The sequence below is a fragment of the Brachybacterium sp. GCM10030268 genome (assembly GCF_042666305.1).
Lineage (GTDB): Bacteria > Actinomycetota > Actinomycetes > Actinomycetales > Dermabacteraceae > Brachybacterium.
Genome location: NZ_JBHTCW010000012.1, coordinates 15,260 through 35,510, shown reverse-complemented (window position 1 = coordinate 35,510; position 20,251 = coordinate 15,260). Strand labels below are relative to the sequence as shown.

Sequence of the window (20,251 nt, the reverse complement as noted above, 5' to 3'; positions counted from 1 at the left end):
GTCCGGACGGCGCTCATGAGGGTGTCCTCCCGTAGAGGGCGGCGACGTCGGGGGAGTCCAGCCACCTGTCGTAGGTCTCGGAACGGGGCCAGCCCGCGGGGGAGTCCTGCCAGGGCTCCTGCCGGCCCCACGGCAGCAGGTCCACCAGGGCGAAGGTGTGGGAGAGCTGCTCGGTACTTCGGCCCGTGGTGTGCCAGGTGCGATAGACACGGTCCCCGTCGCGGAGGAGCACGTTGACCGCGAATCCCCCACCGGGTGGGGCGTCCACGTCCGCCCCGAACGAGCTGTCGGCGGTGGAGTACCACTCCATCTCGTTGCCCACCTTCTCGCGGTAGGCCAGGGCCTCGTCGATCGGGCCCTGCGTGACGACGACGAAGCGGGCGTCGTACCGGTCCAGGAAGTCCAGGCGGGTGAACTGCGAGGTGAAGTACGTGCAGCCCCCGCACTGCCACTCCGAGCCGGGGGACCACATGTGGTGGTACGTGATCAGCTGCGAACGGCCCGCGAAGACGTCGACCAGGCGCACCGGGCCGTCCTTCGACATCAGGGTGTACTCGGGCAGCTCGACCATGGGCAGGCGGCGACGCTGGGCGGCGATCGCGTCGAGCTCGCGGGTCGCAGCCTTCTCGCGGGCGCGGAGCTGGTCGAGCTCGCGGCGCCACGTCTCGGCATCGGTGACGGGAGGGAACGGGGCGGGATTCGTCGTCATGACGCTCCTCGGGAGGGATACAGTGCATGTGAACACCATCCACATTGGTGTGAACACCGTAAACTTCCTTCAGGAGGGCGTCAAGAGTGGTGGAGCGATCGCGGCCGTATCATCACGGCGACCTGCGGGCTGCGCTCGTGGCCGAAGGGCTCGAGATCTCGCGCCACCAGGGTCCCTCCGCTCTGTCGCTGCGCGAGGTGACCCGCCGCGCCGGGGTCTCTCCGGCGGCTGCCTATCGCCACTTCCGTGACCGTCACGCCCTGATGGTCGCGCTCTCCGGCGAGATCCAGGCGCGCATGGTCCAGCGCATGCGCTCGCGGACGCGGCACGGCTGCTCCGGCGACGAGGACGGCGACGACGAGGCGGGGGCGGCCCTGGCGAGACTGCGCGGTGTGGGCCTGGGGTACATCGACTTCGCGATCGAGGAGCCGGGATGGTTCGAACTGGCCTTTTTCGGCGAGCGCGCCCGGGACGGGGCCGAAGCGGGTGCCGCCGACGATGCAGCGCTCGACCCGGCCGGGGAGGTGGAGCTCCAGGACGTCCCGCCGTTCGCCGAGCTGCTGGCCGCGCTCGACGAGTGCGTGCGCACCGGGGTGCTGCCGGCGCACCGCCGCGACGGGGCGGAGCTGTCCTGCTGGTCGGCTGTGCACGGGTGCGCGGAGCTGATGGTCCACGGCCCGCTGCGGGGCGCACCTTGCGAGGTGGCGTCCACGGTCGCACAGCGCGTGGTCGACGACATCATCGCCGGTATTCGGTGACTCTCTCCGGAGGCGGCCGACGCGCCGGTCAGCGACGGCTCGGGTCCGCGCACTCGACGCAGGTGCGCGCCGCCGGCCGCGCCAGGAGCCGCCCGCGGGGGATCGCCTCGCCGCAGACCTCACAGCGGCCGTAGGTCCCGGCGGCCATGCGCTCCTGGGCACTGCGCACCTCGGCCAGCTGGTGACGGGCGGTCTCCAGGAGGGCACTGGTCCGGGAGCGGTCCACGGCCGTGGTGAACCCTTCGGGATCATGCTCGTCATCGGTGGAGCTCAGCTGCATGCCGTCCACGATGGCCCCGTAATCGCGCTCCAGGGCGGAGATCCGCTCAGCGGTGCGTTCGGCCTCCGCGGCGAGCCGTGCGCGGAGCTCCGGGTCCTCATGGACCATCGGTGCCTCGGCCCTTCACGGCCGCGGCGACGAGATCTCTCGCCCCGCGGCGCTGACCACGGACGCCGAGGTGGGCGCGGGGATCTCCGCGTCGAACGGGATCATGGGGCGCTGGATGCGCTGGTGACCGAGCCGCACCAGGTCCTGGTCCACGCCGCCCGGGGTGAGCGCCAGCATCCAGTCCGCCGCCGCCTCGTACTGGTCCGGCTCGAGGTAGCCCATCTTCACGGTGACCACGTCGAAGCCGGTCATGGACATCCCCAGCCGCTCGAACATGCCCTGGCGTGCCCACTGCGAGCGGCGTGCCGTGACCACCACGCTCAGGCCCGTCGGCCGGTCCCCATCCAGCACGCGCAGCCGCGCGGCACGGCCGGTCTGAGTCGTCTCGTCCAGCGCCTCGACCTCGGCGCGCAGCGCGACCGGGCCGGGCTCGCGGGTATCGATGTGCCCTCCGACCAGGAAGTCGCCGCGCCCGCCGACTCCGAGCTCGGTCGCGGCATCGGCCGACGCGGGATCGGCCAGGGCCACCATCAGAGCGCTGACCTCCCCGGAGCGGATCTCCTCGCGGGCGATCAGCCGCGCCAGGCAGTACGTGGTGTCGTCGGCGCCGCCGGCGCCGGGATTGTCGCCCGAGTCGGAGATCCAGAACGGCCGGGCGATCGAGGTGATCGCACGGTCCAGACACTCGTCGAAGGGAGCGGCGGGGGCGACGAAATCGACGTCGTGGCGAACCTCCCACAGCGCGGTGGCCAGCTCGAGGGCCGCGGCGTCGACGGCATCCGCATCCTCGCCGTAGGCCACGATCGCCGCCTGGCAGCGGGGCTGATCCGCCCAGGCGAAGCCGATCCAGCACGAGATGTCGGTGATGCCCTCACGCTCGGTGATCGCCGGGATCCTCCCGTACAGCGACTTGGCCGGCTCGATGCGGGTGGACGTCTTCTCCCCGGGCAGCAGGATCGGCACGTGCACCAGTGCCTTGTGGGGGAGGGCGCCGCCGGCCCTGACCCGCGCGCAGGTCTCGACGAGATCCCGCAGTCCGCGCTCCCGGGTCTCCCAGGCGTCGATGTGCGGGGCGTGGCGGTAGCAGGTGAGCAGGTCGCACGCCTCGAACAGCGTCTCGGAGACGTTGCCGTGCAGGTCCATCGCGGTGCCGACGACGACGTCGGGACCGATCGCCTCGCGGATCGCGGTGATCAGGTCTCCTTCGGCGTCATCCAGCCCCTCCACGCTCATGGCGCCGTGGATGTCGAAGAAGAACCCGTCCAGCGGTGCCTCGGCGTGCGCCGCGGCGAGTCCCTCGGTGATCTCGCGCTTCCAGCCCTCGTAATCGTCCCGCACCAGCTGGCCGCCCGGCAGGGCCCGGGCCTGCAGCACGCCGACGTACTCGGCGGCCTCCCGCAGCGCCTGCCCGCTGGCCGACGGGGTCCCGGCCGGGGCGCCGGACGCCGGCCCGGGGGCGGATCCGGGGTCGACGGCGCCGCTGAAGAACGGGAACCGTGCCAGCACCTCCTCGGTGCCGCGCCGGACCTCGAAGTCGCGCTCGGAGGAACGGTACGGGGTGAAGGTCGAGGACTCGATGGCGATCCCGGCGATGCCGATGCGCGGTCGTGAGGCCGTGGTCGGGGTCGGCGTCGTCTGGGTCATGGGGGAACTCCCGGGGTAAGCGGTTGTCAGGGATCCGTTCATCCTTGCAGGTCCGCCGTGAGCCGGCCACAGGTGGTCACGACCGGGACGGACGGTCTCGACATGGTCTCGGGCGGCCGCGCGGCCGGCGTCGGGCCGGGTGCCGACCACGGGCGCGGACGCCCCGGCCCCGCTCGAGACCGCCTCAGCGACGCGTCAGCAGCGCGTCGATCTGCGGGTGGCCGGCGATGTAGCCCTCCAGCAGTCTTGCGCCGAGCGTGGGCGAGCTGACCAGGGGATGGGTCGAGAATCCCTGCCAGGCGGCCTGGCGCGAGCCGGTCACGGCGGCCTCGAGGATGGAGCGCTCGGCGGCGCGCAGGGAGGACATCAGCCCGAGCCGTCCCAGCTCCACCGGTGCCACCGGCCGGGGGTGAACGCCGTCGCCGTCCACGGTGCACAGCACCTCCAGAACGGTGTCCGCCGGGAGCTCCGGCACGATCCGGCGGGAGACCGGGTCGGCCTCGTGACCGGCGGGGACGTTGCCGACATCGAGGATCATCCGTTCGCTGCGCCCGGTGGCGATCGCCGTCATCAGGCGCAGCGCCACCTCCTGGTACCCGCCCCCGGCCACGTCCTCCTCGCGGCGCTCCTCGTCCCGGGACTCGGCCATGTAGGTGGCCTCGCGTTCGTGGAGGGTGGAGCGCCACATCTCCAGCGGCGAGGAGCAGCACGATCCCTCGGCGGCCGCGCCGTAGAAATCGCCCTGCTGCGTGGCGAGGAACTCGCCCCGGGTGCTGGTCGAGCCCACGATCCGCTCGAGCGCCGAGGAGGTGTGCAGGTAGTAGTACAGGTACTCGTTCGGCAGCGCCCCGTCGGCCCGCACCCAGTCCTTCCCGATCAGGCGCGCCTCCTCGATCTCCTCGAGCGCCGAGTCGTCGGCCAGCAGGCCGGGCAGGCGGTCGTGGCCGTCCACGCTCACCGAGCGCAGCCATCCCAGGTGGTTCAGGCCCACGTAGTCCACGTCGGCCCCGCGCTCGCCGCCGACCAGGTCGACGCCCAGCAGACGGCCCACCCGCCGTACCAGCCCGATCGGGGTGTCGCAGATGCCCACGACGCGATCGCCGAGGACGGTGCGCATGGCCTCGGTGACGATCCCGGCGGGATTGGTGAAGTTGATGACCCACGCCCCGGGGGCGGCGTCGGCGACGGTGCGGGCGATGTCCAGGGCCACGGGGATGGTGCGCAACGCGTAGGCGAGACCGCCGGGGCCGATGGTCTCCTGGCCCAGCAGGCCCAGGTCGAGGGCGACGCGTTCGTCGATGGTGCGTGCCTCGGCGCCGCCGACGCGCACGGCGCTGAAGACGAAGTCGGCGCCGGCGACCGCCTCGCGCAGCTCGGTCGTCACGGTCAGCGCCGGCGGCCGGGTGGTGCGCCCCTGTGCGACCAGCTGCTCCCGCAGCCCCTCGATCACGGCGCTGATGGTGCGCAGCCGCCCGGGGTCGACGTCCTGCAGGGTTATCTCGTCGACGTGCAGGCCGGTGGCGCCGGTGGCGACGGCCTCGTAGACCAGCGGGACGCGGAAGCCGCCCCCGCCCAGGATCGTCAGCTTCATGGCAGCAGGACCTCCAGGTCCTCCCCCTCGGGGAGGGAAAGTTGTTCGGGACGGGGGGAGCGGTCGGTGATCAGGGCGGTGAAGCGCCCCAGCGGGGCGACCTCGAGGAAGCCGGAACCGGGGAACTTCGAGTGGTCCGCGAGCAGGTAGGCGGAGGAGGAGACGGACAGCAGGCCGCGCTTGACGGGGATCTCGCTGGGGGTGGAGTCCAGCACCGTGCCGTCGGCCCGCACCCCCGAGGTGCCCAGGAAGGCGGCATCGACGCGCACCTGGCGCAGCGCCGCCTCGGTGAGGGTCCCCACGAGGGACTGATAGTTCGGGCGCAGCAGCCCGCCGAGGACGACGATGTCGATCCCCGGCGCCTCCGCCAGGGATTTCACGACCGCGAGGGACGCGGTGACGACGGTGAGGGACCGCCCCGTCAGCAGCGGGCACATGGACGCGACCGTGGTCCCGATGTCCAGCGCGATCACGTCACCGTCCTCGATCCGGGCGACGGCCTTCTCCGCGATCCGGCGCTTGGCGGCGGGGGCGGTGGCCGCGACATCGGCGAAGGGGCGTTCGTCGGCCTCCGGGCGGATGCTGCTGTGGACGTCGGTCGCACCCCCGCGGACCCGGCGCAGCACCCCGGCCTCGGCCAGCAGGTCGAGGTCCCGCCGGATCGTGGCCTCGGAGACCCCGAAATCCGTGCTCAGGCCGCCGACGGTGGCGGAGCCACGACGACGCACCGTGGCGACGATGCTCTCGTGGCGCTCCTCACTCAGCATGGCGTCACCGTAGCACCTTTCGAGCATCTTCATGCAGGTTCGAACATGGCACTGCAGAATCGCGCACTTCATGTCATGATGGGTGTCCTGTGCCACAGCGCCCGAGCGCTGCCGCCCGCTACCTCTGGAGGACCCCATGCGTCGACGCACCTTCCTCGGCTCCAGCGCCGCTGCCGGAGGCCTCGGCCTCCTCGCGGCCTGCGCCCCCGGCTCCGACTCCGGCGGCGGCTCCGGCAGCGACGGCGGGGGAGGCCCGGCCGCGAGCGACGTCGAGACCGACCCGGCGGTAATGGGGGAGATCACCCTGAAGGTCTGGGACCAGGAGGTGCGCGGTGCCCAGAACGACGCGATCACCGCTCTGATCGAGTCGTTCCAGTCGGAGTACCCCAATATCACCGTCGACCGGGTCTCGCAGTCCTTCGACGACCTCCAGCAGCAGACGGGCCTGGCGCTGTCCGGCAACGACGTGCCCGACGTCCTCCAGGTCAACAATGCCCGCGGGGACATGGGTGAGTTCGTCAAGGCCGGCCAGCTGATGGACCTCTCCGGCTACGCCGAGGCCTACGGCTGGGAGGACCGGTTCCCCGCCTCCGTGCTGTCCAAGGCACGCTACTCGAGCGACGCCGTCACCTTCGGCGAGGGGTCCCTGTGGGGCCTGCCGCAGACCGGCGAGGTGTGCGGCATCTACTACAGCGCCGCGAAGCTCGAGGCGATCGGTGCGGAGCCCCCGGCCACCTGGGATGATCTCTTCGCGCTCGTCCAGACCGCGCAGGACGCCGGGGAGCAGCCGCTCGTGCTCGGCAATCTCGAGCAGTGGCCGGCGCTGCACGTCTTCGGCCCGCTGCAGGCACAGTTCGTGCCCGCCGAGGAGATCGTGACCCTGGCGATGGGCAACGCGGGCGCGGAGTGGACCTCCGACGCCAACGTGCAGGCGCTGACCCAGCTCGCCGACTGGGCGAGCAGCGGCGCCTTCGGCGACTCCCCGAACGGGCTGGCCTACGACACCGCGTGGGCCGAGTTCACCGAGGGCACCGGTGTGATGCTCATCGGCGGCTCCTGGCTCGCCCCGGACATGGAGGCCGTGATGGGCGAGGACCTGCGCTTCATGGCGCCGCCCGCCGGGGCCGACGGCACGGTCGCGACGACCGGCGGTACCGGCCTGCCCTTCGGCATCCCCGCCCAGGCCGCCAACCCCGACGCGGCCGCCGCCTACATCGAGTACATCACCAGCGACACCGCGATGGAGCTGATCGCCGAGAAGGGCGGGATGCCGGTGCTGCGCACCGCCGAGCTCGCTCCGGCCTCAGGGGTCAACAAGGACGCCTACGAAGCCTTCGATGCCGTCTCGAACGACGGGGTGCTGCTGCCGTACCTGGACTACGCGACGCCGTCGTTCGCCGACACCGCCGGGGCCGCACTGCAGGAGGTCATCGGCGGGCAGAGCGACCCGTCGGCCGCCGCCGAGGCGCTGCAGGCCGACTACGGCGAGTTCACCGCGGAGGGTTGAGCGGCGTATGCCGAGAAAGGCCCCGTCGGCGGTCGTGCGCTCGCGCGCGACCCCTTACCTCTTCATCCTGCCCGCCTTCGTCGTCTACGCGGCGTTCTCCCTGTACCCGCTGGTGCGGGCGGCGCAGTTCTCCCTCTACGAATGGCCGGGATTCGGCCCGTCCACCTTCGTGGGGCTGCAGAACTACACCGACCTGATCGGGGACGAGGCGTTCCGGGCCGCCATCGGCAATGCCCTGGGGCTGATCCTGTTCTACTCGGGGCTGCCCCTGGTGATCGGCCTGGTCCTGGCCGCCGTGCTGCGCCGCGGCCAGGTGCGCGGCATGGGCTTCTTCCGCACCGTGGTCTTCCTGCCCCAGGTGATCGCGCTGGTCGTGGTCGCCGTGGCGTGGCGGAACATCTACTCCCCGAACGGACCGCTGAACCAGGCGCTGCGGGCGGTGGGGCTGGACGAGCTGGCCCGCGGCTGGCTGGGTGATCCCGGCGCGGCGCTGCCGGCCGTGGGCCTCATCGGCACCTGGCTGCAGATGGGCCTGGTCATGCTGTTGCTTCTGGCCGGGATGAGCCGGATCCCCAACGACCTGTTCGAGGCGGCCCGGCTCGACGGCGCGGGCCCGCTGCGGGAGTTCTTCGCCATCACGCTGCCCTCTGTCCGGGGCGAGATCGTGGTCTCGCTGGTGCTGACGATCATCGCGGCGCTGAAGACGTTCGACCTGATCTACATGACCACCTCGGGCGGTCCGGGCAACGCCACCACCGTGCCCAGCTACGAGGTCTACTTCCGGGCCTTCGAGCTGCGTGAGGTGGGCTCGGCCAGCGCCGTCGCCATCGTGCTGACCGTGCTGGTCTTCGCCATCAACGTGGCCGTCACCCGGATCGGCGAGCGAGGGGAGCAGGCACGATGAGAGTCTCCGCCGCCGAACGCGCGATGAACTACGTCGTGCTGGTGCTGTTCGCCGTCTTCGCCCTGACCCCGATCCTGACGATCCTGCTGACCGCCTTCTCCCCGCAGATCGGGGCGGATGCGGCCGACGGAGGATTCTGGAACCTTCACCCGGAGAACTTCGTCGAGGCCTGGCAGGTAGGCGGCTTCGGCCGCTCCCTGGCCAACTCGCTCGTGGTCGCGGCGATCGTGGTCAGCGCCGCCGTGGTCCTCTCCGTGCTCTCCGGCTACGCCTTCGGGACCATGCGCTTCCCGGGCGCGACGCTGCTGTTCTACGTGTTCCTGCTGGGCCTGATGATCCCGGCCGAGGCCGTGGTGATCCCGCTGTTCTTCGACCTGCGCGCGATGGGGCTGACCGACACCTACGCGGCGATCGCCCTGCCGCAGATCGCCCAGTCCGTCGCCTTCGGCACGTTCTGGCTGCGCGCGCAGTTCCGCACCCTGCCCGAGGAGCTTCTGGAGGCAGCGGCCCTGGACGGCGCGGGGCCCGTGCGCACCCTGCTGCGGATCGTGGTCCCCGCCTCCGTCCCCGCCGTGACCACGCTGATCGTGCTCGCGTTCATGTGGACCTGGAACGAGTTCCTCATCGCTCTGGTGATGACCCCCGGCGGCAGCCTGCGCACCGCCCCGCTGGGCCTGGCGAACTTCCAGGGCCAGTACACCGCCGAACTCGCCCTGCTCTCGGCAGGCGCCGTCATCGTCGCCCTGCCGATGGTGATCATGTTCCTCGTCCTGCAGCGACACTTCATCCGCGGAATGCTCGAAGGAGCCGTCAAGTGATGACCCCGAACCCCACCCCGGAGCCGACCCGGCCCGAGCCCACGCGGCCCGAGGGCCCCGCACCCGCGAGCCCGACCACCCCGGAGGAGATCGCCGCCCGCGACGCGGCCGCCGGATGGGACCCGCTGGCGAGCACACGCCAGGACGGGGACCCGCCGCTGGACGTGCTGCTGTCCGGCACGGTGTTCTTCGACATCGTCTTCACCGGATTGGAGCGACTGCCGCGGCCCGGCGAGGAGCTGTGGTCCAAGGGCATGGGCTCCAGCCCCGGCGGCATCGCGAACCTCGCCGTCGCCGCCGCCCGCCTGGGCCTGCGCACCGGGCTGGTGGCCGGCTTCGGGGACGACGCCTACGCCGACTGGATGTGGCACACGATGGCGCACGAGGAGGGCATCGACCTCTCCGCCTCGCGCCGCTTCCCCGACTTCCACTCGCCGCTGACCGCGTCGGTCGCCACCCAGGGTGACCGGGCGATGGTCACCCACGGCCACGATCTGCCCGAACCGCTCTCGAGCCTGATCGCCCGAGCGCCCGCCGCCCGCGCCGCCGTGGTCGACCTGGCGGGGGAGACCGGCTGGTGGGCGGATCTGGCCCGCCGCGGCTCGTTGATCTTCGCCGATATCGGCTACGACGAGACCGAACGCTGGGACCGGGCGGACCTCGCCCCGCTGGCTCACTGCCACGCCTTCACCCCCAACGCCCTGGAGGCCATGGCGTACACCCGCACCGAGAGCCCCGACAAGGCGGTGCGCGCCGTCGCCGAGATCGTCCCGCTCGCCGTGGTGACCGACGGGGCCGCCGGCACCTACGCCATCGACGGCTCCACCGGTGAGGAGGCCTACTGCCCGGCCGTTCCGGTGACCGCCACGGACACCACGGGCGCGGGCGACGTCTTCGCCGCCTCGATGGTGCTGGGCACGCTGGCCCAGTGGCCGCTGCCGGAGCGATTGAAGTTCGCCTCCCTGTGCTCCGCCCTGGCCGTCCAGCAGTTCGGCGGATCCCTCGCCGCCCCCGGCTGGGGCGACATCACCGACTGGTGGCGCCAGCTCACCGACGCGGCCGACGGAGGCGACCTGCGCGCCGCCTACACCCGCGACGGCTACCGCTTCCTCGACGGCATCGTCCCCGACCGCCCTGTGCAGGGCCGCCGACGGGCGCAGGGCACCTTCGCCCTGCGCTCGGACGCCGGCAAGCACTGAGGCGGCACATGGGGAGTTCTCCCCGGGGAGTTCTCCACGGGGAGTCTGACCGGGGAGTTCACCCCATCGCGCTGCGTCGAGGGGACCCGTAGATTCCCGGTACTGGGTGCGGGTCACGAGGGGACGCGAGGCCGGGCCACGGGATCGGATCCGCTGCGGGAGCCGGCAGCCGACGGTGGGGGCCGTCGGGGCCGGCGGGGGCCGCAGCGTCACAGATCCCGGGCCGGCCCTCGGCCAGCTTCAGGCAGAGGAGACGGCCGTCCGCGGGGAGCGGGAAGCGGCCCGTCGGGCCCGCACCCGGTGCGGCCCGGCCTGTCGGTGACGCCGGCGTTCCGGATTGATGGTGCGGCAGACCGTGCTTCCGCGCGAGGATGAGCAGATGGCCCATGACGAAACGCTCGTGATCGGTGTCGATATCGGGTCGATCCGCAGGCCGGGCGGCTTCGCCTGGGCCGACGCGTCCGGCGATGCCCATGGCACCGACGACCCGTCGGAGCTTGCGGCATACATGGGAGCTGCTCTCCGGAATGGGCGGCGCGTCGCGCTCGCGATCGAATCGCCGCTGTCGGTGCCGATTCCTTCCGTCTCCGGTGACGGATGGCAGGACCTTGGCCGCGCCCGCACCGGCGAGGGCAATCGTTCCTGGAGCGCCGGTGCCGGATCCGGCTCGCTTGCCACCGGGCTGGCGCAGCTGACGTGGCTGCTCTCCCATGTCGCGGCGACAGCGTCACGTGCCGTCGCCGCAACCGTCCTGCTCGAGCGGTTCCACGACGGCGATGCGGACCTCCTGGTCACCGAAGCGATGGTCACCGGGGAAGGGAAGCCCGAGCCGGTCGACGACCTCGGCAACCATCGTGGCCAGGACCTCGCTGACGCCGTCGCAGCAGCTCGTCGCCTCGAGGAGATCCTCCGGCGTCCGTCCGCCGCCGACGAGTTCACCGTCGAATGCGCTCCGGCGGAGTCCTTCAACCTCGCCGCAGCCGCAGCTCTTCGGGCACAGCTCGACATCGCAGTGTCCGAACTCGCCGCAGAGGTCGTCATCGCCCGTGTCCTCCCGGTCGGCCCTCCGTCGTGATACTCCGCCGACGTCGAGTTCTGGAACACTGGTGAGCATCCGCTCCGTCGCCGTTCGGCGGCTACCCGATATGTGAGGTCACCGATGTCCATGCAGTACAGAACCCCGTCTCGCCTCGGCCGTCCGCTGTCCGTGATCGGCCAGGGCTGCTGGCAGATCGGCGCCGACTGGGGCGACGTCTCCGACGACTCCGCGAACGCGGTGCTCGAGGCCGCCCTCCAGGCCGGCGTGACGTTCTTCGACACGGCCGACGTCTACGGTGACGGCCGCAGCGAGCGCCTGGTGGGCGGTCTGCCCGAGCGGGCCGCGGCGCTCGCCGGAGAGGCCGGGTCCTCGTCGGCCCCGCTGTTCATCGCCACCAAGGCCTCGCGCCGCGCCGATCCCTTCGCGCCGGAGTCCTTCACCGAGGAGAACCTGCGCTCCTGGATCGAGCGCTCCCGGCAGAACCTCGCCACCGATACCCTCGACCTCGTCCAGCTGCACTGCCCGCCGCCGGAGATCTACCGCGACGACCGCGTGTTCGACGTGCTGGATGCGCTGGTCGGCGAGAAGAAGATCGCCGCCTGGGGCGTCAGCGTCGAGACCTGCGAGGAGGCGCTGATCAGCCTCGAGCGCGAGCACCTCGCCTCGATCCAGATCATCCTGAACCCCTTCCGCCTCAAGCCCCTGGACGAGGTGGTGCCCACTGCTCGCGAGAAGGGCGTGGCCATCATCGCCCGGGTGCCGCTGGCCTCGGGTCTGCTGACGGGGAAGTTCTCCCCGTCGACCACCTTCGCCGGCAACGATCACCGCAGCTTCAACCGTCACGGCGAGGCCTTCGACCAGGGCGAGACGTTCTCCGGCGTCGAGTACGAGACCGGCCTGGAGGCCGTCGCGCGCCTCGAGCAGGCGCTGGACGGCGCGATGCCCCTGCCCGAGGCGACGCTGCGCTGGATCACCGGCCAGGAGGGCGTGACCGCCGCGATCCCCGGTGCCAGCACCGGTGAGCAGGCCCAGCGCAACGCCGCGGCCGGCAGCGAGCCGACCGCGGAGCAGGCCGACGTGCTCGAGCGCTTCGACACGGCCGTCCGCGAGACCTACGAGGAGCTGCTGCGGGAGTCCATCCACCCGCGGTGGTGACGCCGCACGCGTCCCGTCTGCGGTTCTGGTGAGACCTGGACCGTGGGGGCGCGGAACCCTGAGCAGGTCACGGTTCAGCACCGTTCCTGACAACTTCCTTGAGGTGAGCCGTGCGAACCGATTCGGTCTACCCCATGACTCACATCACACGACGAAGCGCTCTCGGTGCACTGACCGCCCTTCCCCTCATCTCCGTGCCGGTTGCCGCCCATGCGGTGGGCAACGGGCCGGAGTGGGGCGGGAACGGCAACATCACCACTGCCCACCTGTCCACGTACGAGGATGTCGCCTCGTTCCTGGAGGCGCAGGCCGCCAAGCAGCCGGCGATGGAACTGACGGTCATCGGTCAGTCGCTGAAGGGGCGGGACCTCTACCTGGCCTCATGGGTCAGCGATCTCGACAATCCGACGGTCCTCTATCTCACACAGCAGCATGGCAACGAGCAGCTCACGACGGAGGGCGCGCTCGAGTTCATCAAGCACCTCGGCACGGGGCGCAACCGTGACGTGCTCGAGGGAGTCAATGTCCTCGTGGTCCCGATGCTCAACCCGGATGGGGCGATGGGCGACGTCGACTTCTCTCTCGAGGACTACATCGCCCACGGGGACCGACACCTCACGCGGTACAACGCTGCCGAGGTCGACCTCAATCGCGATCATGTCGACCGGCTCCAGCCGGAGACGCAAGCGCTGCACGACAACGTGCTCGGCGCGTTCGACGTCGATTACATGATCGACCTGCACCACCAGGGTGCGTACAGCGCCATCGGGGAGGAGTGGGTATCCGGTTCGATCCTCTACCCGACCACCCCCAACGTCGCGCCCGAACTCGTCGAACGCTCCAAGCAGCTCGGCGGAGTCGTCTACGACTCCGTCGAGGCGAAGGGGTGGGGACTGATCGGCAAGTACAACGGCGGCAGCGCCGAGACCATCAGCCGCAATGGCCTGGCAGTCGAGTACGGCATCGCGACGTTGCTGTTCGAGATGCGTGGCATGTCCGATCATTCATACGAGGACTATGTCCTCGGGGCGCGCAGCAGCGGATACCTGATCCGACAGACCGTGACCACACTCGAGGAGACGGCGCGCGCCATCGCCGACGGGTCGATCGAGACCGTGGACACCTCGTTCTGGGACACGCTTCCCACGCAGAGCACGTACAACCCCGACGAGTGATCGACGGTGATTCCGAGGGCGGCGCGCTGAGGCCGACCCCAGCGCGCCGCCTCCGGCAGCGCTACGCTCGAGGCACACGCCGCCGTCTCGAGGAGCGCCCATGCGACGAAGCATCATCAATGATCCCGACGACCTCATCCCGCAGGCCCTCGAAGGTCTCGCGCTCAGCCACCCCACCCTGCTGGAGCTGAACGCCGAGCACCGTTTCCTCACCCGCAAGCAGCCCGCCCGGGACAAGGTCGGTCTGGTCTCCGGCGGCGGCTCCGGCCACGAACCGCTGCACGCCGGGTTCGTGGGCACCGGCATGCTCGATGTCGCCGTGGCGGGCGCCGTGTTCGCCAGCCCCACCGCACTGCAGGTCCTGGAGGCCACCAAGGCGGCCGATTCCGGCCGCGGCGTCGTCCAGATCGTCAAGAACTACACCGGCGACGTGCTGAACTTCCGCATCGCCGGGGAGATCACCGGGGACGACGCGATCGAGACGGAGATGGTGCTGGTCGACGACGATCTCGCCACCGATACCGAGGACGACGAGGGGCCCGGCCGGCGCGGTACGGCCGCCACCGTGATCGTCGAGAAGGTGTGCGGAGCCGCCGCCGAGGCCGGAGCCTCCCTGCAGGAGGTCGCCGAGATCGGTCGCCGCGCCGCCGCGTCGGCCCGCACCATGAGCCTCGCGCTGACCGCTGGCACCCACCCCGGCGACGACCAGCCGCAGTTCGAGCTCGAGGCCGACGAGATCGAGCTCGGCGTCGGCATCCATGGCGAGCGGGCCGCACAGCGCGCGTCCTTCGCCGACGCCGACGGGCTGACGGACCTGCTGCTGGACCCCCTGCTCGAGGAGCTGGGCCTGGCCCGCGGCGACGAGGTGATCGCCATCGTCAACAGCCTCGGCTCGACCTACCCGCTCGAGCTCAACGTGGTCGCCCGTGCCCTGCACCACCGCCTCGGCGACGCCGGCATCGAGATCAGCCGCTCCCTCGTCGGCCCGTACGTGACCAGCCTGGACATGCACGGCGTCTCGATCACGCTGATGCCGCTCGATGACCAGCTGCGGAGCCTGTGGGACGCACCGGTCCGCACCCCCGCACTGACCTGGTGAACCCCGACCCCGCACACACTGACCCGGTATGCCCTGACCTGGCAAGGAGCACCGACATGACCGCCACGACCAGCAGCGAACCCCTGGGCGACGACTTCGGGCGTCAGAGCGTCACGCTCGTGCGCGACACCCTCTCCGCCGCCGCCGACGCCCTCGGCGACCTCGACCGCCGCGCCGGCGACGGCGACTTCGGCACCAACGTCCGCACCGCCATGAAGCTCCTGGACGCGAACATCGACGCGGAGGGCCCCGGCACCTATCGCGAGTGGTTCACCGCGCTGTACATGGCGTGGCTCGGCGTGGGAGGGACCAGCGGGCCCCTGTTCGGCATGTTCTTCCGCGACCTCGCCAAGGCCGGTGAGGACGACGGGATCGGAGACGGCGCGGACCGCGGGACCGGAGACAGTGGCGCCGACGGGCGGACCCCCACGCTCGCCCAGTTCGCTGAGGCGCTCGCCGCAGGCCAGGCCACCGTGCAGAAGTACGGCGAGGCCAAGGTCGGCGACAAGACCATGGTCGACGCGCTCGACCCGGCCGTGGGCGCCCTGCGCGAGGCCGTCCAGGCCGGGAAGGGCCCCGCCGAAACACTCGCCGCCGCCGAGCAGGCCGGCCTCGAAGGAGTCCGCTCCACCGCGGAGACCACTGCCCGTCGCGGGCGCGCCAGCTACGTGGGCGACGCCTCCAAGGGCGTCATCGACCCCGGCGCCGCCGCCATGGTGCTGGTCATCGGCGCCGCCCGTGCGGCTGCGGCGGGGGAGTCCTCGGTGGATATCAGCTGGATCCGCTGACCGGACCCCGGCTACCGGGAGAGCCCGGCATGCCGGAGATGGCTGGCACGAACTTGTCGCTGAGCGGCGTGTGACCCCCGTGAGAGCAGGGCAGATGCAGCTCAGCTACATGTTCTTGCCGGAGGGCCGCGGTGACCCGCCATCGCACTGCCCAGAGTTACCCCGGTGCCGCCCGGCGCTGGTAGGTTCACCGACCATGCCCGACCTCGCCGCGCTGCTGCCCACCCTCAGCGCCGCCTCGTGGCTGCTGGTGTGCGCCGGCGCCCTCGTGGTGGGCTTCTCCAAGACGGCCCTGCCCGGCGCCGGAACCATCGCCGTCGGACTGTTCGCCCTGGCCATGCCCGCCAAGGAATCCACGGCGGCGCTGCTGCTGATTCTGATCGTCGGGGACGCGACGGCGCTGTGGGTCTATCGGCGAGAGCCCGATGTGCGCACTCTGGTGCGGCTGATCCCCAGCGTCCTGGTCGGCGTCGTGGCCGGCACGATCTTCTTCGCCACGGTCGGTGGGGAGGCCGTGCGCGGCACCATCGGCGTCATCCTGCTGGCATTGGTGGCGGTGACCGTCTGGCGTCGCCGCGCCGCTCAGCGCGAGAAGGCGGCCGACGGAGCGAGCGCCGACACCTCGAGTGCCGACACCTCGAGCGCCCTGCCTGCCACCCGGGCCGCCGCCGCACAGCAGGCTCCGCGTTCGAGTGCACGCACCGCGCTGAGCCGCGCCGGGTACGGACTGCTCGGCGGGTTCACCACGATGGTCGCCAACGCCGGGGGACCGGTGATGTCGATGTACTTCTACGCCATGCGCATGCCGGTGCTGACCTTCCTGGGCACCGCGGCCTGGTTCTTCGCCATCGTCAACGTGCTCAAGCTGCCCTTCTCCGCCGGGCTCGGCCTGATCACGCGGGAGACCCTGGTGATGGACGCGCTCCTCATCCCACTGGTCCTGCTGGGCGCACTGGGCGGCGCGAAACTGGCCCGGCGCATTCCCCAGGGCGTGTTCGAGAACGCCGTCCTGGTGCTCACGGTCGCCTCGGCGATCGGACTGCTGCTCGTGTGATGCGCGGGCAGGCGCGCGAGCGGCCCGGCCGGCTCAGGATGAGGCAGCGCGGGCGCTCGCAGCCCAGTGGCCCAACTCCTGCAGCGCGGTGAGCATCTCCGGGGGCTCGATCACCTCCACCGGCGCCCCCAGCTGCGCCAGGCGCGCGACGAGCCACCGGAGGTCGTCGGCACCCGCCCGCAGGATGCAGGCGTTCTCCCCGTCCGGGGTGATGGTCGCGGTGCGAGCGGGGACCCGCGGGGCGATCTCCTCGTAGGGGCGCAGCAGCCGGACCGTCACCCAGGTCTCGTACCCGCCGACGGTGATGGACTCACGGACGGTGCGCTCGATGTCCGGCGTCGGCCGTGGGGTGATCGGGAAGGTGCTGGGGTGGACATCGTGCATCCGGTCCAGCCGGAAGGTGCGCCAGTCCTCGCGATCGAGGTCCCAGGCGAACAGGTACCAGTGGGCGTCCACGGTCAGCACGCGATGCGGTTCGATGCGTCGTTCGGCGCGCTGACCGTCGGCGCGTTCGTAGTCCACCCGCACGCGCGTGCCGTCGCGGACCGCCGTGGCCAGGGTCAGCAGCACCTCCGACCGGGCGCCCGGGACGGGCCGGGCGACGACCCCCATCGCATCGGCGATGGCCGAGACCCCGGTGCGGACCTCCGGCGGCAGGATCCGATCCAGCGCGGCCAGGGCACGCAGCGCCTCGGCGTCCAGTCCCTCGATGCCGGAGGTCGCCGCCAGGCGCAGCCCGACGGCCACAGCCACCGCCTCATGCGCCCCCAGCAGCAGCGGCGGCAGCTCCCGGCCCGCGCCGAGCTGATACCCGCCGCCATGCCCGGCCGACGTCAGCACCGGGTAGCCCATCTCCCGCAGGCGGTCGACGTCACGGCGCACCGTGCGCACCGTGACCTCGAGCCGCTCGGCGAGCTCGGGTCCGGTCCACACGGTGCGGGACTGCAGCAGTGCCAGCAGCTGCAGGGCTCTCCTCGTCACGTCGCTCATGGGCACAGTCTGCCTCCCTCCGAGGACAGAATCTGTCCGCGCAGCCCCGCAGAGTGGATCCCGACCGCATCGACCAGCGGGCCGACGAGCAGCAGGGGAGAGCACGATGCCGTTCCTGACCCGAGACATCACCACCGAGCGCGAGGGCCTCGCCGTCTTCGCGCACCAGCAGATCCGACAGGTCGCGACCACCCTCCAGGGACTGGACCGCGACCAGCTCACCGCGCATCCCTCCGCCTCTGAGCTGAGCCTCGCGGTTCTCGCCCGCCACGTCCTCGAGGTCGCCGACGCCTTCGTGGCTCAGGTCCAGGACGCCACGGCCCGCTCGCACTCGGCGCAGGGAACCTCCGATGACTCGCCGCCCACCGCGCTCAGGTCCGAACACTCCGAGGCGCTCAGCGGGGGAGGGATGAGCGCGGCGCACGGTGAGGACACAGCGGACTCCCTGCGCGAGGCGCTGGAGACGGTGGCGACGCGACTGGCGGTCTCTCTCGAGGACGCCGACCTCGACGCCCCCGTCGCGGTCCCCGAGGCACCGTGGCTCAGTGGAACGGAGCAGTGGACCGTGCGCTGGATCGCTCTGCACAGCATCGAGGAGTTCGCCCGCCACGCCGGCCACGCCGACATCATCCGGGAGAGCATCGACGCCAAGATCGCCTACGAGCTCAACGCCCTGGCCGACGGGCAGCCGTGCCTGCCCACGAAGTGCCCACCCGCTCAGCCCGCATCCACATCAAGGAGATGACCACCATGGTCCCCACCACCGATCCCCACGAGACCATAGGTTCCCGCGAGACCACCGAGCAGCCGGCCGGCGTCGGCGGCGACCTCGCCACCGTGCTGTTCGACCAGATCGACCACCACGTGCGCGAGTACGTGCGGCCCCGCCTGGAGGGTTTGATCGACGAGGAGTACTTCTTCGATCCCACGCCCGACGGCAGCGCCTGGAGCGTCCACCCCCGCACCCCCCCGGGGCAGACGCCGCCGGCGGCCCTCCAGGGCGGCGCCGGCGACATGGTCATCGACTTCGAGTTCCCCGAACCGGACCCGGCACCGATGACCACCATCGCCTGGCGGTTCGGGCACATCATCGTCGGCATCCTGGCCGCGCGCAGTGCGGCCCACCTGGGCGGGCCCGCGGCGGATTACATGAGCTGGACGTACGCGGCCACGGCCCACGACGCCCTCGCCCAGTTCGATGCGGAGTACGAGCGGTGGCTGAGCGGCGTGCGCGCCTGGGACGAGGCGGACCTGCAGGTCGCCGCAGGAGAGGCCGAGGGCCCGTGGGCCGAGTACTCCCGTGCCACGCTCGTCGCCCACATCAACCGCGAGCTCATCCACCACCTGGCCGAGATCGCCCTGCTACGTGACCTCTGGGCGCACCGGGGGTGAGCCCGGTCAGCGCACTGGCCGCGGACGGCGCGGCCAGTGCGCCACGAGCAGATGCAGGGGCAGGGTCACCGCCAGCACCGCCGCCGCGAGCAACGGCAGGCGGCTCGGATCGAGGCCGCCGGCAAGGGCCAGTCCACCGGCTCCGCCCCCGAGGGCATTGCCGAGCGAGATGGCGCTGGCGTTCAGCGCCATGACCACGGAGGCGGATGCCGGTGCCATCGCGGCCAGCCGCGCCTGCTGCGGGACGGCGTGGCCCCCGTTGCCGATGCCGGCGAGGACGAACCACACGACGCTGAGCACGGCCACGGCCGCCGGCGCCGCCAGGGCGAGGGAGAGCGCTCCGAACAGCGCATTGACCAGCAGGCCCGCCAGGATCAGCGTGAGCACGCGCACCGGGGAGAATCGGTCCGCGAGCCGCCCCGTCGCGGCATTGCCGCTCATGCTCGCCACCCCGTAGGCGCACATCAGCACGATCATCATCCACGGCGCCGAGTGCGTGGGCCCGAGGATCAGCACCGCATAGGTGAAGCAGATGTAGCTCGCGCACAGCACACCGGTCGAGACCAGCAGCCCCGCCACCAGCCGGGGCTGCGCGAGGGGCCGCAGCCGCGCACGCAGGCTCGAGGAGGGATACCGCAGGTGGGGCAGGCGGAGCGCGATCCCCACCAGCGCCGCCGCCCCCACCGCGGAGACCAGGATCAGGGGCAGGCGCCAGCTGCTCTGGCCGAGGATCAGGCCGACGGGGACCCCCAGCGCCGTGGCCGTCATCCACCCACCCAGCACGAACGACAGCGCCCGCCCGCGATGCCGCTCCGGCACCAGATGCACGACGTAGCCGGTCACCGCCGCGCCCAGCAGGCACCCGCCCAGCGCCGCGACGACCCGGCCGCTGAGAGCCATCGCGTAGGTCGGGGCGATCGCCGTGAGGAGGTTGCCGGCGATGAACGTGGCCAGCGCTGCCAGGATCGTGCGGCGCTGCTCCCAGCCGCTGGTGAGGGCACCGAGGATCGGCCCGGCGACCGCTGAGGTGAGGGCGAAGACCGCCACCAGCTGCCCGGCCAGCGCGGCGGTGACGTCGAGGTCGGCGGCGATGTCCGGCAGCAGCCCGGCCAGCACATAGCCGTCGATACCGGTGGTGAAGGTGGCCACCGCGAGCCAGATCAGCGTGCGGTACGGGACGCGGCTGGGCGCGGTGGCCTGGGCGTCGACAGTGCCGGAGGTGTTCACTGGACCGTGGGGTTCCTTCGCTCGGACGGGCCGCACGGCCACGCAAC

Annotated in this window: 20 protein-coding genes; 13 read left to right on the top strand and 7 right to left on the bottom strand. The window is 71.6% G+C overall.

What is annotated here, in order from left to right:
- Nucleotides 1–13: 13 nt before the first annotated feature.
- Complete coding sequence (locus ACFQRD_RS14500) at nt 14–709, bottom strand: DUF899 domain-containing protein (protein WP_377804655.1); 696 nt, start codon at nt 707–709, stop codon at nt 14–16.
- Nucleotides 710–795: 86 nt separating this feature from the next.
- Here ACFQRD_RS14500 and ACFQRD_RS14495 point away from each other — a divergent pair, with 86 nt between their 5' ends.
- Nucleotides 796–1,467 (top strand): TetR/AcrR family transcriptional regulator, encoded by a 672-nt coding sequence (locus ACFQRD_RS14495; protein WP_377804653.1) that lies wholly within the window; start codon nt 796–798, stop codon nt 1,465–1,467.
- A 28-nt stretch (nt 1,468–1,495) separates the two neighbouring features.
- Here the strand turns inward: ACFQRD_RS14495 and ACFQRD_RS14490 are convergent, their stop codons facing one another.
- The 4 genes from ACFQRD_RS14490 to ACFQRD_RS14475 form a co-directional block, all read right to left on the bottom strand.
- Nucleotides 1,496–1,855 (bottom strand): TraR/DksA family transcriptional regulator, encoded by a 360-nt coding sequence (locus ACFQRD_RS14490; RefSeq protein WP_377804651.1) that lies wholly within the window; start codon nt 1,853–1,855, stop codon nt 1,496–1,498.
- Between the two features lie 15 nt (nt 1,856–1,870).
- Nucleotides 1,871–3,499: a M81 family metallopeptidase gene (locus ACFQRD_RS14485; protein WP_377804649.1), complete on the bottom strand. Its 1,629-nt coding sequence runs from the start codon at nt 3,497–3,499 to the stop codon at nt 1,871–1,873.
- Nucleotides 3,500–3,683: 184 nt separating this feature from the next.
- Nucleotides 3,684–5,090: a 6-phospho-beta-glucosidase gene (locus ACFQRD_RS14480; protein WP_377804647.1), complete on the bottom strand. Its 1,407-nt coding sequence runs from the start codon at nt 5,088–5,090 to the stop codon at nt 3,684–3,686.
- Nucleotides 5,087–5,857 (bottom strand): DeoR/GlpR family DNA-binding transcription regulator, encoded by a 771-nt coding sequence (locus tag ACFQRD_RS14475; protein ID WP_377804645.1) that lies wholly within the window; start codon nt 5,855–5,857, stop codon nt 5,087–5,089. Before ACFQRD_RS14475 ends, ACFQRD_RS14480 begins: the two co-directional genes overlap by 4 nt.
- A gap of 136 nt (nt 5,858–5,993) precedes the next feature.
- Between ACFQRD_RS14475 and ACFQRD_RS14470 the strand changes: the two genes are divergently transcribed.
- The 10 genes from ACFQRD_RS14470 to ACFQRD_RS14425 all read left to right on the top strand — a co-directional run bounded on the left by ACFQRD_RS14470 (nt 5,994) and on the right by ACFQRD_RS14425 (nt 16,595).
- Entirely contained in the window at nt 5,994–7,364 is a 1,371-nt protein-coding gene (locus ACFQRD_RS14470; protein ID WP_377804643.1) for an extracellular solute-binding protein, read from the top strand.
- A 7-nt stretch (nt 7,365–7,371) separates the two neighbouring features.
- Nucleotides 7,372–8,268, top strand: a complete 897-nt coding sequence (locus ACFQRD_RS14465) for a carbohydrate ABC transporter permease (RefSeq protein WP_377804641.1) — start codon at nt 7,372–7,374, stop codon at nt 8,266–8,268.
- Nucleotides 8,265–9,086, top strand: coding sequence for a carbohydrate ABC transporter permease (locus ACFQRD_RS14460; protein ID WP_377804639.1), 822 nt, complete (start codon nt 8,265–8,267; stop codon nt 9,084–9,086). The genes ACFQRD_RS14465 and ACFQRD_RS14460 overlap by 4 nt, the downstream gene beginning before the upstream one ends.
- Nucleotides 9,086–10,285: a carbohydrate kinase family protein gene (locus ACFQRD_RS14455; protein ID WP_377804637.1), complete on the top strand. Its 1,200-nt coding sequence runs from the start codon at nt 9,086–9,088 to the stop codon at nt 10,283–10,285. The genes ACFQRD_RS14460 and ACFQRD_RS14455 overlap by 1 nt, the downstream gene beginning before the upstream one ends.
- A 379-nt stretch (nt 10,286–10,664) precedes the next feature.
- Nucleotides 10,665–11,360: a hypothetical protein gene (locus tag ACFQRD_RS14450; RefSeq protein WP_377804635.1), complete on the top strand. Its 696-nt coding sequence runs from the start codon at nt 10,665–10,667 to the stop codon at nt 11,358–11,360.
- 90 nt (nt 11,361–11,450) lie between these two features.
- Nucleotides 11,451–12,479 carry an aldo/keto reductase gene (locus ACFQRD_RS14445; RefSeq protein WP_377019521.1) on the top strand — a complete coding sequence of 343 codons (1,029 nt, stop codon included), beginning with the start codon at nt 11,451–11,453 and terminating at the stop codon, nt 12,477–12,479.
- Nucleotides 12,480–12,613: 134 nt separating this feature from the next.
- Nucleotides 12,614–13,654, top strand: coding sequence for a M14 family zinc carboxypeptidase (locus ACFQRD_RS14440; RefSeq protein ID WP_377019520.1), 1,041 nt, complete (start codon nt 12,614–12,616; stop codon nt 13,652–13,654).
- A gap of 100 nt (nt 13,655–13,754) precedes the next feature.
- The gene (locus tag ACFQRD_RS14435) at nt 13,755–14,753 is read left to right on the top strand and encodes a dihydroxyacetone kinase subunit DhaK (protein ID WP_377019519.1); all 999 of its coding nucleotides are present in this window, start codon (nt 13,755–13,757) and stop codon (nt 14,751–14,753) included.
- A gap of 56 nt (nt 14,754–14,809) precedes the next feature.
- Nucleotides 14,810–15,541 (top strand): DAK2 domain-containing protein, encoded by a 732-nt coding sequence (locus ACFQRD_RS14430; protein ID WP_377019518.1) that lies wholly within the window; start codon nt 14,810–14,812, stop codon nt 15,539–15,541.
- 196 nt (nt 15,542–15,737) lie between these two features.
- Entirely contained in the window at nt 15,738–16,595 is an 858-nt protein-coding gene (locus ACFQRD_RS14425; protein WP_377018614.1) for a sulfite exporter TauE/SafE family protein, read from the top strand.
- Nucleotides 16,596–16,628: 33 nt separating this feature from the next.
- On the opposite strand, the gene ACFQRD_RS14420 is transcribed toward ACFQRD_RS14425, so the two are convergent.
- A complete protein-coding gene (locus tag ACFQRD_RS14420; protein ID WP_377018615.1) occupies nt 16,629–17,585 on the bottom strand; it encodes a helix-turn-helix transcriptional regulator in 957 nt (318 codons plus the stop codon).
- Nucleotides 17,586–17,691: 106 nt separating this feature from the next.
- Here ACFQRD_RS14420 and ACFQRD_RS14415 point away from each other — a divergent pair, with 106 nt between their 5' ends.
- Nucleotides 17,692–18,330 (top strand): DUF664 domain-containing protein, encoded by a 639-nt coding sequence (locus ACFQRD_RS14415; protein WP_377018616.1) that lies wholly within the window; start codon nt 17,692–17,694, stop codon nt 18,328–18,330.
- Complete coding sequence (locus tag ACFQRD_RS14410; RefSeq protein WP_377018617.1) at nt 18,327–18,977, top strand: DinB family protein; 651 nt, start codon at nt 18,327–18,329, stop codon at nt 18,975–18,977. The genes ACFQRD_RS14415 and ACFQRD_RS14410 overlap by 4 nt, the downstream gene beginning before the upstream one ends.
- A 6-nt stretch (nt 18,978–18,983) precedes the next feature.
- Here the strand turns inward: ACFQRD_RS14410 and ACFQRD_RS14405 are convergent, their stop codons facing one another.
- Entirely contained in the window at nt 18,984–20,204 is a 1,221-nt protein-coding gene (locus ACFQRD_RS14405; RefSeq protein ID WP_377804632.1) for an MFS transporter, read from the bottom strand.
- Nucleotides 20,205–20,251: the final 47 nt, after the last annotated feature.